Raw genomic sequence first — 13300 nt, forward strand, 5'->3', positions numbered from 1 at the left:
TCAAGCCGAAGTCTAGCCTAGTTGAACCGACGCGATTTTCACTAGCACAGGATAGGTCGATGCGTTCGCGTACCGGGATGTATCGAACGTCGCCAACCGACAGGGAGAAGCATCATGAAAGTAGCCTTCATTGGTCTGGGCATCATGGGCCGGCACATGGCGCGTAACCTGATGCGCCACGATGACCTGACGCTGAGCGTCTTCAACCGCTCGCCGGAGCCGGTCGAGGCGCTGGTCGAGGCTGGCGCCCGCGGAGCGAACTCGGCTGAGGAGGCCGTCGCCGAGGCGGACATCGTCTTCACCATGCTCGCCGAACCGAGCGTCGTCGAAGCGGTGGCGTTCGGCGAGGGCGGTTTCGTGGCGGCGATGGGCGAAGGCGCGCTGTGGGTCGATTGCTCTACCGTCAACCCGTCGTTCAGCCGCGCGATGGCGACCCGCGCCGGCGGGCATGGCCTGCGTTTCGTCGATGCGCCGGTCGCCGGCACCAAGCAGCCGGCCGAGGAGGCCGCGCTGACGTTCCTGGTGGGCGGCGCACGCGAGGATGTCGAGATCCTGAGACCGCTTCTCGACTGCATGGGCCAGAAGATCGTGCATGCCGGTGAGACGGGGCAGGGCGCGGCCTTCAAGATGCTGGTCAACGCCCAGCTGGCGCAATCGATGCTGGTCTACGCCGAGACCGCCCTGCTCGGCGAAAACCTCGGTTTCTCGCGGGATTTTCTGATGGATACGCTGCCCAACCTGCCGGTGTCGGCGCCGTTTCTCGCCGGCAAGGCGGAGTTGATCCGCAGCGGCGATTATGCCGCCCAGTTCCCGCTGGAGTGGATGCACAAGGACCTGCAACTGCTCGACCTGACCGCCTACGAGCAGAATCAGCCACTGTATCTCGCCAGCCTGGCCAAGTCGCTGTACGGCAGCGCCAAGGCGGCCGGCCATGGCCGCGACGATTTCGCCGCGATCCATGCCTATCTGGCGAATCAGGCAGACCAGGGGTGACGCGTTCGGATTCCGCCGAACGGTAGTCTGGTGATGCGAGCTACAACCGCGAGGCGGGGCGCAGGTCGTAGTCGAAGGGCCAAAGCGGCCCCCGCAGGGGCCGGCTCAGGCGGGTGTCGCGGCGTGACGCTGGCGCAGCCGGTGACGAATCGCGAAGGCCACCGATACCGCGGCGAGAATCAGCAGCGTCAGCGAGATCGGCCGGGTGAAGAACAGCGCCCAGTTCTCGTCGATCATCAGCGCGCGGCGCAGGTTGGTTTCGGCGATCGGGCCAAGGATCACCCCGAGCACCAGCGGTGCCAGCGGATAGTTGAGCTTGCTGAGGATGTAACCGAAGATCCCCACCCCGAGCAACAGGTAGATGTCGGTGACGCGATTGTTGAGGGCGAAGGCGCCGACCACACAGAACACCAGCACCACCGGCACGATCACCGAGCGCGGCACGTCGGTGACGCGCAGGAACAGACGCATGCTGAACAGGCATACCACCAGCACCATGAACGCGGCCAGCAGCATGGCCATGAACATGCCGTAGACCAGGTCGCCGTTGTCGAGAATCAGCCGCGGGCCGATGCCGATGCCGTGGACCATCAACGAGGCCATCAGCACCGCGTCGACGGCGCTGCCGGGGATGCCCAGCGCGATCATCGGAATCAATCCGCCCCCCGAGGTTGCCGAGTTGCCAGACTCCGAGGCGATCACCCCCTCGGGCGCTCCGGTGCCGAACTGCTCGGGGGTCTTGGAGGCGCGCTTGGCCTGATCGTAGGCCAACAGGTTGGCGATACTGCCGCCGGCGCCGGGCACCGCGCCGATGAACACCCCGACCAGCGACGAACGAATCAGGTTGACCGGATGGGCCAGCGTCTCGCGCAGCGCATCGAGCGGCTTGAAGGCCACGTTGGAAGAAATCAGCTGCTTGCCGCGCTGGGGCTGCTCGGCGTCCTCGACCTCCTGAAGCAACTGGCTGACGGCGAAGATGCCGATCAGTACCACCAAGAACGGAAAGCCGTTGGCGAGCAGGTCGGCGTCGAAGGTGAAGCGCGCCACGCCCATCATCGGGTCGGCGCCCACGGTGGCGATGAACAACCCCAGCAGGCCGGTCATCAGCCCCTTGAGCATCGACTTGCCGACCAGACTGGCGACCACCGTCATGGCGAAGATGATCAGCGAGAAATATTCCCAGGCGCCCAGCTTGACGGCGATCATCGCCAGCGGCGGGGCGGCGATGATCAGGATGATCGCGCTGATCAGGGCGCCGAAGAACGATGCCCAGATGCCCAGTGCCAGGGCGCGGCCGGGCTGGCCACTGCGCGCCATCGGGAAGGCGTCGAAGGTGGTGGCCACCGACGACGGCGTGCCGGGAATGCCCAGCAGGGCGGCGCTGATCAGCCCGCCCGAATAGCCGCCGACGTAGACCGCGAGCATGGTCGCCACGCCCTGTAGCGGATCCATGGTGAAGGTCAGCGGCAGGGTCAGCACGATGGCCATGGTGATGGTAAAGCCCGGGATCGCCGCGGCGATGACGCCGGCGACCACGCCGAGCAGCATGGTGACCATCGTCGATAGCGTGAACAGCTGGTCCATGCCGGCGAACAGCGCTTCCGTCATGTTGCATCTCCTTTCGAAGGCAGCCGCGAGCCGTGAATCAGCTGAACGGGCCGCGGGGAAGGCTGATGATGAAGACATCCCGGAACAGCCAGTCGAGGCCGAACGAAAACGTCACGGCAATGACCGCGGCGATCGCCAGGCTGCGCGGGCGGCGTGCGCCGAGTGCAAACTGAACCAGGATCAAAAACGCCAGCGAAGCCAGGCGAAAGCCCAGCATCGGTACGCCGAGGATGTACAGGACGAACAGCGCAAGGACGCCGAATGCCAGCCGCTGGCGCCACAGCCAGCGCTTGACCAGCCCCGCTGCAGCGCTCGGCGCGCCACGGTAGTGCAGCCACTCCTGGGCCATGATGCCCAGATTGATCAGCATCAGGACGGCCAGGACCAAGCGCGGAAAGCTGCCCGCACCGAGCGGCTCCCACGCTGACGAAGGCAGCGCTCCGGCCTGCACGAACAGCGCGCCGAACAGCACCAACAGCGTGCCGTTCAGCAGCAGATGGGCGAGGGCACTGGCGCGTCGGGTATCGGTGTCGACGACGACCCGGTCCGAGGACCGGGTCTGCCGTGAAGGGGCGGACGAACTCATTGAGCCAACTTCCCTGATAGCCGCTCGATGGTCCCGTCGGTGCGTTTGAGGTAGTCGGTGAACGCCTTCGGGCCTAGGAATTGCACTTGGGCACCGGCATTACGGACTTGCTGGATGAACTCCTCATCCTGGGAGAGTTGCTGCATGGCGTCGGCGAGCACCGCGACCTTGTCCTCGGGGGTGCCCTTGGGGGCGATCAGGCCGCGCACGATGTTGAGGCTGAGCGAGTCGTAGCCGAGTTCCTTGAAGGTTGGTACGTCCGGGGTCTCCTCCTGGCGCTCTGCGCTGCCCACCGCCAGGAAGCGCAGATCGCCATTCTTGACGAATTCGCCACTCGAGGCGATGTCGCCGATCGCCGCGTCGATGTTCCCGCCAACCAGCGAACGGATGCGAGCACCGGTGCCCTCGAAGCCGACGTAACGGAACGACAGGTTCGCGGCGTCTTCTATCATTGCCGCCTGGACATGGGGAATGCCGCCGAGTGTCACGCCGACACGGATCTCGCCGGGATTCTTCTTGGCGTAATCGACGAACTCGTCGAAGGTTTGCCAGGGGCTGTCGGCGTTGACCGTCAGGTACTGCGGCGAGGCGGTCATCGCGGCCACCGGTGTGAAGTCGTCCCAGTTGAGATCGGTCAGGCCGGTCGCGTTGGCGACCAGCAGGCCCTCGTGGATCTGACCCACCGTATAGCCGTCGGGCTCGCGCTTGGAAAGCTCCTTGAGGCCGGTGGTGCCGCTGACTCCGGGCATGTTGATCACCGGCATCGGCTGGTCCAGGTACTCCTCGGCATTATTGGAGATCAGCCGCATCAGGGTATCGCTGCCGCCACCCGGCGACCAGGGCACGATGAGTTCCACTGGCTTGCTGGGATAGTCCTCGGACTGGGCCAGCGCCGATGCACTGGCGCCGAGCGTGGTGCCCAGCACCAGGCCGCCAATGGCCAGCTTGAGACGTGTGGAACGGGGCTTGCTTGACTGTGGTGGAAAGAATGACATGGCTGTTTTGTCCTTGTAGGTCATCGTATTGATGCATTGCGTCGTTACTGGCCCGCGAGGGCCACACTCGGTTCGTGCGTGTACCGCCGAACCGCGAACGGGCAAGGTCCCGGTCGCCCGCTAGCCGAGTAGCAGGGCGCCGTAGCCAAGCCCGAAACACACGACGAACGCCGGGTGGACCCGGGTCGCCAGGAGTAATACGCCGGCCACGCCAGCGATGATCGCGGTGTGCAGGGTGCCGGCGGTGTCCAGCCCTTCAGCGAGAAAGCGCCAGGTCAGATAGGCCATCAGCGTCATCACCACCGGGCGTACCCACTGGCTCATCGACTTGACCTTGACCGAGTCGCGATAGCGATACAGCGTGCCCAGCGCGGCCAGCATCAGCAGCAGCGACGGCGCGACGGTGGCGAAGATGGCGGTCAGCGAGCCGGGCACGCCGGCGACGTCGTAACCGATATAGCCGGCCATCTTGGTGGCGATCGGGCTGGGCAAGGCGTTGCCCAGCGCCAGGGTCTCGGCGAAGCCCTGCGAGCTCATCCAGCCGTAGCGGCCGACCACCTCGTTTTCGATCAGCGGGATGATCGCCGGACCGCCGCCGTAGCCGACGATGTTGGGAATGAAGAACGCCAGGAACAGCTGCCAGTAGATCATTTGCTCGCCTCGCTGGCCGTACGGCGGGGCTCGGGGCGCAGCAGCGCGGCGAGCAGGAGCGCCCCGATCACCAGTCCCGGATGTACGCCGAGCCAGTAGATCAGCCCGCCGGCGACGGCGCCCATCGTCAGCGTCACAAGCCAGCCGAGGCTGGCCCGCGACTTGGCGAAGAAGTCCCAGGTCAGCTTGGCCATCATCACCATTACCACTGGCACCACGCCCTGGCCCATGCCCTGCACCCAGCGCTGGTCGCCGTGACGGGCGTACAGGCCGAGCAGCGCGACCATCGCCACGATCACCGGCACGATCACCGCGATCAGCGCATTGAGCGCACCCAGCACGCCGCCGACCCGGTAGCCGATATAGCCGGCCATCTTGGTGGCGATCGGCCCGGGCAGGGTGTTGCCGATCGCCAGCACGTCGGCGAACGTCTCGTCGTCCATCCAGGCGTGGCGCTCGACCACCTCCTGATGGACCAGCGGGATCATCGACGGGCCGCCGCCGAAGCCGAACAGGCCGATGCGCAGGAAAGCCAGAAATAGCTGGGTCTGGGTACGCAGCATGATCACAGCACCGCGATACTGGCGTCGGTGCGCGGCTCGGTGCCGCCGCAGTAGATGCCGCTGTCCGGGTCGCGGATGATCATCTGCCCACGCCCGAAGCCGCGCGGATCGTGCTCGACGCGCATGTCGTGGCCGCGCTCGGCCATCGCCCGCACCAGCGGCGCCGGGTAGCCATGCTCAATGCCGATGCGCTTGCCGCCCATCCACTGCCAGCGCGGGGCGTCGAGCGCGGCCTGCGGGTTGAGCCCGAAGTCGATCAGGTTCATCACCACCTGGACGTGACCCTGGGGCTGCATGAAGCCGCCCATCACGCCGAACGGCCCGAGCGGCGTGCCGTTGTCGCGGGTCAAAAAGCCGGGAATGATGGTGTGGAAGGTTTTCTTGCCCGGCGCGAGCACGTTGTCGTGGGTCGGGTCGAGGCTGAAATCGTGGCCGCGATTGTGCATCGCGATGCCGGTGCCCGGCACCACCACCCCGGAGCCGAAGCCGTGATAGTTGCTCTGGATGAACGACACCATGTTGCCGTCGCTATCGGCGGTCGCCAGGTAGACGGTGCCGCCGGCCTGCGGCGTGCCCGGGCGCGGCTCGAGCGCGCGCTCGCCGATCAGCGCGCGGCGCTTGCGGGTGTAGGCGTCGCCGAGCAGCGCCGCGACGCTGTGGGTCATGTGCTCGGGCTGGGTGATGTGGGCCTGGCCGTCGCTGTAGGCAAGTTTCATCGCCTCGAGCTGGCGGTGCAGCACCTCGGGGTTGTCGCGGCTGTCGATCTCGAAACCCTCGAGGATGCGCAGCGCCATCAGCGCGACCAGCCCCTGGCCATTGGGCGGGATCTCCCAGACCTTGTGGCCGCGGTAATCGGCGGCGATCGGCGCGACCCACTCCGCTTGGTAGCCGGCAAGATCCGCGGCGCGCAGATAGCCGCCGGTGTCGCGCGAGAAGGCGTCGATGCGCTCGGCCAGCTCGCCGCGGTAGAAGCTCTCGCCACAGCTTGCGGCGATCGCTTCCAGGGTCCGTGCCTGGTCCTCGCAGCGATGCCACTCGCCGGCACGTGGCGCGCGACCGGTCGGCGCGAAGGTCTCGAACCAGCCGGCGGTGGCGGCGTCGGTGAGATGTTCGCGGAAGGTCGTCTCGGCGCGCTGCCACAGGCTGGCGATCACCGGCGAGACCGGGAAGCCCTCGCGGGCCAGCCGGATCGCCGGGGCGAGCAGCGTCTGGAAGTCGAGCTTGCCGAAGCGCCGCGACAGCTCGGCCCAGGCCGCCGGGATGCCGGGCACGGTGACCGGCGTCCAGCCGTACAGCGGCATGGCCTCGAAGCCGGCCTCGGCGAGTGCCTGTGGGGTCAGCGCGGCGGGCGCGGTACCGCTGGCGTTGAGGCCGTGCAGCGCCCCCGTCTCGCCGTTCTTGTCGGCGATCCAGACCAGCGCGAAGGCGTCGCCGCCGACTCCGCAGCCGGTGGGTTCAACCACGGTCAGCGCCGCGGCAGTGGCGATCGCGGCATCCACCGCGTTGCCGCCCCGGGCGAGGATGTCGCGGCCGATCTGGCTGGCCTGGGGCTGCGAGGCGGCGACCATGCCGTGCTTGGCATAGGTGGCGCTGCGCTGGGAGGCGTAGGGCGTTGCCGAGGAAAAGGGCGTCAACATGCCGTCTCCAATCGATTGTTGTGTTATAAATCGTTTTGAATAAAAAAAATCGATTTTCTTGAGATGACTATGGCGCGGGACTTGGCTAACGTCAACACGGGATTCACGCGACGTGGCAGCGCCGCGGGAAAATCGTCCAGAAACCCTTATCGGGGAGCGCGCCTTGCACACTGCACCGGGAACCACGCCATGACCGCATCGCCATCCGCCAGCCGCGACATGGCCTCGAGCCGAATCTTCGAGACGCTCAAGCAGGACTTGATTCGCGGGCGCTTCGCGGCCGGCGAGAAACTCGCCATCAGCGCCCTGAAGGATCATTACCGGGTCGGGCTCAGCCCGCTGCGCGAGGCGCTCAACCGGCTGGCGGCCTATGGCCTGCTCGAACAGGTCAACCAGCGCGGCTTTCGGGTGCCGGCGATGCGTCTCGAGGAACTCGACGACATTGCCGGGCTGCGCACTCAGCTCGAATGCATGGCGCTGACCCAGGCCTTCCAGGCGGGCGATCCAGAATGGGAGTCGCAGTTGCTGGCGGCACACCATCGGCTGCGCCGGGCCGAGGAGCATCCCGGGCGGGTGGAAGAGTGGGAGCAGGCGCATCTGCGTTTTCACCGCGCGCTGCTGGCGTCGTGCGGCTCGCACTGGCTGCTGCGCTTCATCGAACAACTGCACGACCAGTTCGACCGCTACCGTCGCCTGGCGCCGCCCAACCCGGCGGTGCGCAAGGTGCTCGACCGCCAGCACGGCGAACTGGTCGAGCTGGCGCTGAGCCGCGACATAGCTGCCGCGCGGGCGCTGCTCGACGATCATATCCGGCTGTCGCACGGGGTCGCCCGCGGCTGTTGCCAGCCATCGGCATCCAACGACGATCGAGCGCGCAAGGATTCGGGAGGGGGCGCCGGGGGGCGCTATAGTGGTTATAGGTGACTAATAACCCTTGCGATGGAGAACGCTGTCATGCACAAGAGCCGATTGGCGTGTCTGGTCGTCGACGGTCAGGACGACGTCAACGAAGCGGCCTACTTCTGGTCCCAGGCGCTGGGTGCCGGTGTGGTCGAACGGCTGGAGGCGTGGGTGGTGATGCAGGCGCCCACCGGGCATCGTTTCTGCATCGTCAACCCACAATGTGCGGGTCTTGCCAGCGCGCCGGGGGTCACCGTCTGGCGTTGACTCCCGGCGTTCAAGGTGACTAGCGCGGCTTACTCGCCCTGGTTGGCGCTGCGTCCACGGCCGCGACCGCCCCGGCGTCGGCGGCGCTCGCCGGCCGGCTTGTCGCTGTTGCGGGGGGGTTGCCCGGCGGGCTTGCGGGTGCCGCGACGGGCATTGTCGTTGCGAGGCTGGCGCGGGCGTTCGTCCGCGGCCGGCTCTTCCGCCGCGCTACCCGGCTGGCCCGGCTCGAAGCCGGCGATCGGCGTGCGGGTCAGGCTCTGCTTGATCAGCCGCTCGATGCCGGCGAGTTCCTTGCTCTCGTCGCTGGAAACCAGCGACACGGCCTGGCCGCTGGCGCCGGCGCGTCCGGTGCGGCCGATGCGGTGGACGTAGTCCTCGGCGACATTGGGCAGCTCGAAGTTGACCACCTGGGGCAACTGATCGATATCCAGTCCGCGAGCGGCGATGTCGGTGGCGACCAGCACCCGGATCTCGCCGGACTTGAAGCCGCTGAGCGCCTTGGTACGGGCGTTCTGGCTCTTGTTGCCGTGGATCGCCGCGGCCTCGATGCCGGCGCCCTCCAGATAGCGGGTCAGCTTGTTGGCGCCGTGCTTGGTGCGGGTGAAGACCAGCACCTGGTGCCACTCGCGCTGCTGGATCAGGTGGCTGAGCAGCGCCGGCTTGCGCTGTTTGTCCACCGGGCAGACCCACTGGGTCACGGTGGTCGCGGCGGCGTTGCGCGGGGTCACCGAGATCTCCACCGGGTCGTTGACCAGGCCCTTGGCGAGCTGGCGGATCTCGTTGGAGAAGGTCGCCGAGAACATCAGCGTCTGGCGCTTGGCGGGCAACACCTTGAGGATCTTGCGGATGTCGTGGATGAAGCCCATGTCGAGCATGCGGTCGGCTTCATCGAGGATCAGCACTTCGAGCTGGTCGAACGACACCGCCTTCTGGCCGAACAGGTCGAGCAGCCGGCCGGGGGTGGCGATCAATACGTCGACGCCGCGGCGCAGCGCGTCGATCTGCGGGTTGGCCTTGACCCCGCCGAAGATCACCGCCGAGCTCAGCGGCAGATGCTTGCCGTAGGTGGCGACGCTCTCGCCGACCTGGGCGGCCAGTTCGCGGGTCGGGGTGAGCACCAGCGCGCGCACCTGGCGCGGACGCGCGCGTTCGCCGCTCTTGAGCCGCTCGAGCAGCGGCAGGGTGAAACCGGCGGTCTTGCCGGTGCCGGTCTGGGCGGCGGCCATCACGTCGCGGCCTTCGAGCACGGCGGGGATCGCCCTGGCCTGGATCGGCGAGGGGGTGTCGTAGCCCTGTTCGGCCACGGCGGTCATCAACGGGGCACAAAGTCCCAGGGAAGCAAAGCTCATGAATTCTCTCGGTGGCTGCGGGATGGGGCCGGAAACCGGCGGGGCAGCGGGCCTGCAGCTTAACGGATAAGTCCTCCGGGTGCTACCAAGGTGGAAGGGCCCGAGCTGCCGGGCACGGCCACACGTGTTGGCTGAAGTGTGCGAAAATGAACCGACTCAACGACTTGCTGGCCGGTTATCGTGTCTTTATTGATCGCCCTGGTGTTCTTCGCCATCGTCTTTCTGACCGCCCTGCTGTCCGGCATCTTCGGTATGGCCGGCGGTCTGCTCCTGCTGTGGTTCCTGCTGCTAGCGCTGCCGGCGAGCGTGGCGATCGTCGTCCACGGGGTCATCCAGCTGTGCTCGAACGCCTCGCGGGCGTGGTTCTCGCGCCACTACATCAATGCGCGGATCGTCGCGGTCATCGCCTCGGGTGGGGCGCTGTCGGCGATCGCGCTGGCGCTGATCGGCTATCACCCCAATACGACGATCGTCTCGTTGTTGATCGGCGTGATGCCGATCCTGGTATGGATCCCCAAGGCCTGGTTCCATTTCGATGCGGCGCGGCCGAGCCACGCCTTCGGCTGCGGCATCGTCGCCGGCGGGCTGACCATCGCCGCCGGCGTCTCGGGGCCGACTATCGATCTGTTCTTCATCCGTACCGCCATGGACCGGCGTCAGATCGTCGCCACCAAGGCGGCGGTCCAGGTGATTGCGCACGCCATCAAGATCGTCTTCTATGCCGGCTCGGCACTCGCCCTGAGTGGCGAGCAATGGGGCGTGGTGGCGTTGGCGGTACCGTTCGCGATCCTCGGCACACGTGCCGGCAACGGCATGCTGCGGCGGCTGACCGATGCCAATTTCCGCTACTGGACGCGCTGGATCGTCACCGTGATCGGTGGCTTCTATCTCCTGCAGGGCTTGCTGCTCTGATTGCCTGGCGGGGCGCCCCTGTGTCGACTCGAGCGGGTGTCTGACCAGCGAACCGGCAATCCAAGACGACAAGGCCCGGCATCCGCCGGGCCTTGTCGTGTACGAGGTCGGAGTATCGGCTCAGCGGTCGAGCAGGCCGTGCCGGGCGCTAGGCATCAGTACCAGGAAGCTGCCCCGGTAGGGCTGGCTGAACAACGCCCCGGCGCGCTGGGCGGGCGAAAGCGTATCCACCACCTCGATCAGCGCGCCTTGTGGATGATCGGCACTCCAGGCGATAACCTCGTCGGAGTCGATCACGGTCATGTCCTGGGTGAGGCGACCCAGGAAGCGGAACTGGTTGGCGTAGTCGCCGACATAGGCGACGGGCACGCCCTGCTGTTGCTGATAGCCGATCTCGCGGGCGAACGGTGTGACATCGTAATAGCGAGCCAGCGCCGGGGACAGGCCGATCAGCAGGGCCAGCAGGCTGAGCGGCCAGGCCAGCGTCATGATCACTCGCCGGGGATGCAGGCTCAGCCCGACGATGAGAGCCAGCGGCACCAGTGCCGTCAGGCGCACGGCATTGGGCAATGGTGCCAGCGGATAGAAGCGCAGGGCGATCTCGGGCAGGGCGAGCATCAGGCCGGCGAGCACCAGCAGCAGAAGGCGGTAGAGCCAGGTGCGCCGGGGCGGGTGCCGCTCGATCTGACCGGCCACCCAGATCGCCAGGAAGGGCAGGGCCGGCATCAGGTAGTGGACCTGCTTGCCGCTGACCAGGCTCAGAATCACCAGTGGCGGCAGGCAGCCCCACAGGGCGAAGCGCTCGAGCGAGCCGCTTGCCAGCGGACGTCGCCACAGCCAGACGGTTGGCCAGGGCAGGGTCAGCAACGGCAGCAACGGCAGATACCAGTACCAGGGGCGGGCATGAGCGAAGGCGTTGGTCACACGGCCGGCGGACTGGCCCCAGAAGATCGCCTGGGCATACTCGGGGCTGCCGGTAATCGCGGCGGGAATCGCCCAGGCGAGCACCACGGCGGCACCGAGCAGGGTGGCCGGCAGGATCGCCCAATAGTGGCGGGCGCCGATCGTCACGCCGTCGGGGCGCCAGAAGCGGGTGCTCAGGGTCAGCGGCAACCAGTAGATCAGCACCACCGGCCCCTTGGCGAGCAGGGCCAGGCCCAGGCCGAAGCCGGCCAGAACGAGCCAGCGCCGCTCGGCGCGATGCACGTAGCGCACCCAGCCCAGCGTCGCGATCAGCAAACAGGTGGTCTGCAGGATGTCGAACATGCTCAGTGGCATGTAGACGAACCACATGGTCATGGCCAGCAGCACCGGCGGGGCCCAGCGCATGCCCGGTGCCTGCTGCTCGGGCCATTCGCGCTGGATGGCCACCAGCAGCGGGAAGGTCAGCAGGCCGACGGCCGGAATCGTCAGGCGAGCCACGACATCACTGGTGCCGAACAGTGCCCAGGCGGACTGGATCAACCAGAACAGCAGTGGCGGCTTGTCGGGGTAGGGCTCGCCGTTGAGATGCGGGACCAGAAAGCTGTTGTTCTGCCACATCTCCCAGGCCACCGACAGATAGCGCGTCTCGTCGATGGGCATCAGCGGCAGGTAGTTGACGCGGATGACGACGGCCACGACGGCGATGATCAGGGTCAGCAAAAGGCCCGATTGCCAGGTACCGATACCTGGCCATGACGACAGGCGAGTGGATAGCGTTCGAAGCATCGAAGTTCCAGCGATGGCATGATGAATGTGGCAGCAGGGTGGACGAGAATTCTTAACGGGAGCTTATCGGTCGTCCACGGCCGACCTGCGGGTGGGGGTGGCTCGACATTCAACCGAGCGCCGCACGGCGACGTTCGCTGACCGGCGGCATGCCGAAGTAGCGCTTGTAGTCGCGGCTGAACTGCGAGGCGCTCTGATAGCCCACCGTGTTGGCGGCGCGCGCCACGCTGTGCTGTTGCTGGCCGAGCAGCGCTCGCGCCTTGAGTAGCCGCAGGCGCTTTAAGTATTGCATCGGCGCCAGCCGGGTGGTGTGCTTGAAATGGTGATGGAAGTGCGAGGCGCTCATGTTGACCTGCCGGGCCAGCGCGTCGACCGTCAATGGCTGGGTATAATGCTGGTGAAGGAAGGCCAGCGCATCGGCGATCTGGGCGTACTTGCCGGACACGCGGATCAGCCGCCGCAACGAGTCGCCCTGGGGGCCGCGCAGCGCCTCGAAGACCACTTCGCGGATGCGCCCGCCGCCCAGCGTGTCGGCGAGCAGCGGGTCGTGCAGGCACTCCAGCAGGCGCAGCACGTTGTCGCCCATCGTCTGATTCATCGTCACCGCGGCCATCGGCGAGGGACTTTCGCCGTCGCCGTGAATGGCGGGCAGCGCGCGGGCCAGTTCGCCGAGCATTACCCGGTCGAGACGCACCATGACCCCCAGCAACGGCTGCTCGGGGCTGGCCAGGGTCTCGCACTCGAAGGGCAGCGGCAGCGCCTGGATCAGGTAGTTGCCGGCGCCGTAATGGATCACCCGGTCCTCCAGATAGCCGACCTTGCCGCCCTGGGCGACGACGATCAGGCAGGGGTCGTAGATCAGCGGCGTGCGCGGCTGGCCGCAACTGGTGAATAGCTCCACGCCGGGCATGCGCGTCGTCATGAATCCTTCGCCATCGACCAGCGGGGCGATCAGCGCGGCCATGCGTCGGCCAAGATCGGCAATCGGGGCTGCCTCGTGCAGCGCCTCGATGGGATGGGCGGTTGAATGCATGGCCTGCTCGCGCTCGCTGACAGTGGGTGTGTATCGTAACATTGGTCACGGAAAAAGCTTCAACTGTGCCTGATCAGCTGTCATCAAGCAGTATCG

General features: G+C 66.8%; 13 protein-coding genes. 4 read left to right on the plus strand and 9 right to left on the minus strand.

The genetic code is table 11. The annotated features are described in order from the left end of the window. The first annotated feature begins 114 nt into the window (after positions 1-114). Positions 115-993: an NAD(P)-dependent oxidoreductase gene (locus tag HALZIN_RS0102250; protein WP_031382630.1), complete on the plus strand. Its 879-nt coding sequence runs from the start codon at positions 115-117 to the stop codon at positions 991-993. A 105-nt stretch (positions 994-1098) separates the two neighbouring features. Here HALZIN_RS0102250 and HALZIN_RS0102255 read toward each other — a convergent pair whose 3' ends face one another. The 6 genes from HALZIN_RS0102255 to HALZIN_RS0102280 form a co-directional block, all read right to left on the minus strand. After that, a complete protein-coding gene (locus HALZIN_RS0102255; RefSeq protein ID WP_031382631.1) occupies positions 1099-2601 on the minus strand; it encodes a tripartite tricarboxylate transporter permease in 1503 nt (500 codons plus the stop codon). A 37-nt stretch (positions 2602-2638) separates the two neighbouring features. Beyond that, positions 2639-3187 (minus strand): tripartite tricarboxylate transporter TctB family protein, encoded by a 549-nt coding sequence (locus HALZIN_RS0102260; protein WP_031382632.1) that lies wholly within the window; start codon positions 3185-3187, stop codon positions 2639-2641. Further along, complete coding sequence (locus tag HALZIN_RS0102265; RefSeq protein ID WP_084173276.1) at positions 3184-4182, minus strand: Bug family tripartite tricarboxylate transporter substrate binding protein; 999 nt, start codon at positions 4180-4182, stop codon at positions 3184-3186. Before HALZIN_RS0102265 ends, HALZIN_RS0102260 begins: the two co-directional genes overlap by 4 nt. A gap of 120 nt (positions 4183-4302) precedes the next feature. Beyond that, positions 4303-4833: a chromate transporter gene (locus HALZIN_RS0102270; protein ID WP_031382634.1), complete on the minus strand. Its 531-nt coding sequence runs from the start codon at positions 4831-4833 to the stop codon at positions 4303-4305. Continuing rightward, positions 4830-5396: a chromate transporter gene (locus HALZIN_RS0102275; protein ID WP_031382635.1), complete on the minus strand. Its 567-nt coding sequence runs from the start codon at positions 5394-5396 to the stop codon at positions 4830-4832. The genes HALZIN_RS0102270 and HALZIN_RS0102275 overlap by 4 nt, the downstream gene beginning before the upstream one ends. Before the next feature lie 2 nt (positions 5397-5398). Next, a complete protein-coding gene (locus tag HALZIN_RS0102280) occupies positions 5399-7033 on the minus strand; it encodes a gamma-glutamyltransferase family protein (protein ID WP_031382636.1) in 1635 nt (544 codons plus the stop codon). A gap of 189 nt (positions 7034-7222) precedes the next feature. Here HALZIN_RS0102280 and HALZIN_RS0102285 point away from each other — a divergent pair, with 189 nt between their 5' ends. Next, on the plus strand, positions 7223-7957 hold the full coding sequence (locus tag HALZIN_RS0102285; RefSeq protein ID WP_084173278.1) for a GntR family transcriptional regulator: 735 nt from the start codon (positions 7223-7225) through the stop codon (positions 7955-7957). A gap of 30 nt (positions 7958-7987) precedes the next feature. Then, positions 7988-8200: a hypothetical protein gene (locus HALZIN_RS16675; protein WP_051907335.1), complete on the plus strand. Its 213-nt coding sequence runs from the start codon at positions 7988-7990 to the stop codon at positions 8198-8200. A gap of 29 nt (positions 8201-8229) precedes the next feature. Here HALZIN_RS16675 and HALZIN_RS0102295 read toward each other — a convergent pair whose 3' ends face one another. Next, a complete protein-coding gene (locus HALZIN_RS0102295; protein ID WP_031382637.1) occupies positions 8230-9549 on the minus strand; it encodes a DEAD/DEAH box helicase in 1320 nt (439 codons plus the stop codon). A 180-nt stretch (positions 9550-9729) separates the two neighbouring features. Here HALZIN_RS0102295 and HALZIN_RS0102300 point away from each other — a divergent pair, with 180 nt between their 5' ends. Beyond that, positions 9730-10461, plus strand: coding sequence for a TSUP family transporter (locus tag HALZIN_RS0102300; RefSeq protein WP_031382638.1), 732 nt, complete (start codon positions 9730-9732; stop codon positions 10459-10461). A gap of 120 nt (positions 10462-10581) precedes the next feature. On the opposite strand, the gene HALZIN_RS0102305 is transcribed toward HALZIN_RS0102300, so the two are convergent. Beyond that, positions 10582-12171: an ArnT family glycosyltransferase gene (locus HALZIN_RS0102305; RefSeq protein WP_031382639.1), complete on the minus strand. Its 1590-nt coding sequence runs from the start codon at positions 12169-12171 to the stop codon at positions 10582-10584. A 109-nt stretch (positions 12172-12280) separates the two neighbouring features. Then, positions 12281-13204: an AraC family transcriptional regulator gene (locus tag HALZIN_RS0102310; RefSeq protein ID WP_084173280.1), complete on the minus strand. Its 924-nt coding sequence runs from the start codon at positions 13202-13204 to the stop codon at positions 12281-12283. Positions 13205-13300: the final 96 nt, after the last annotated feature.

Origin of the sequence: Halomonas zincidurans B6, assembly GCF_000731955.1 — a bacterium.
Taxonomy (GTDB): domain Bacteria; phylum Pseudomonadota; class Gammaproteobacteria; order Pseudomonadales; family Halomonadaceae; genus Modicisalibacter; species Modicisalibacter zincidurans.

What these genes read in the sequence shown, in the direction of transcription:
- HALZIN_RS0102250 (WP_031382630.1), top strand. Translation starts at nt 115, where the DNA reads ATGAAAGTAGCCTTCATTGGTCTGGGCATCATGGGCCGGCACATGGCG.
- HALZIN_RS0102255 (WP_031382631.1), bottom strand. Translation starts at nt 2,601, where the DNA reads ATGACGGAAGCGCTGTTCGCCGGCATGGACCAGCTGTTCACGCTATCG.
- HALZIN_RS0102260 (WP_031382632.1), bottom strand. Translation starts at nt 3,187, where the DNA reads ATGAGTTCGTCCGCCCCTTCACGGCAGACCCGGTCCTCGGACCGGGTC.
- HALZIN_RS0102265 (WP_084173276.1), bottom strand. Translation starts at nt 4,182, where the DNA reads ATGTCATTCTTTCCACCACAGTCAAGCAAGCCCCGTTCCACACGTCTC.
- HALZIN_RS0102270 (WP_031382634.1), bottom strand. Translation starts at nt 4,833, where the DNA reads ATGATCTACTGGCAGCTGTTCCTGGCGTTCTTCATTCCCAACATCGTC.
- HALZIN_RS0102275 (WP_031382635.1), bottom strand. Translation starts at nt 5,396, where the DNA reads ATGCTGCGTACCCAGACCCAGCTATTTCTGGCTTTCCTGCGCATCGGC.
- HALZIN_RS0102280 (WP_031382636.1), bottom strand. Translation starts at nt 7,033, where the DNA reads ATGTTGACGCCCTTTTCCTCGGCAACGCCCTACGCCTCCCAGCGCAGC.
- HALZIN_RS0102285 (WP_084173278.1), top strand. Translation starts at nt 7,223, where the DNA reads ATGACCGCATCGCCATCCGCCAGCCGCGACATGGCCTCGAGCCGAATC.
- HALZIN_RS16675 (WP_051907335.1), top strand. Translation starts at nt 7,988, where the DNA reads ATGCACAAGAGCCGATTGGCGTGTCTGGTCGTCGACGGTCAGGACGAC.
- HALZIN_RS0102295 (WP_031382637.1), bottom strand. Translation starts at nt 9,549, where the DNA reads ATGAGCTTTGCTTCCCTGGGACTTTGTGCCCCGTTGATGACCGCCGTG.
- HALZIN_RS0102305 (WP_031382639.1), bottom strand. Translation starts at nt 12,171, where the DNA reads ATGCTTCGAACGCTATCCACTCGCCTGTCGTCATGGCCAGGTATCGGT.
- HALZIN_RS0102310 (WP_084173280.1), bottom strand. Translation starts at nt 13,204, where the DNA reads ATGCATTCAACCGCCCATCCCATCGAGGCGCTGCACGAGGCAGCCCCG.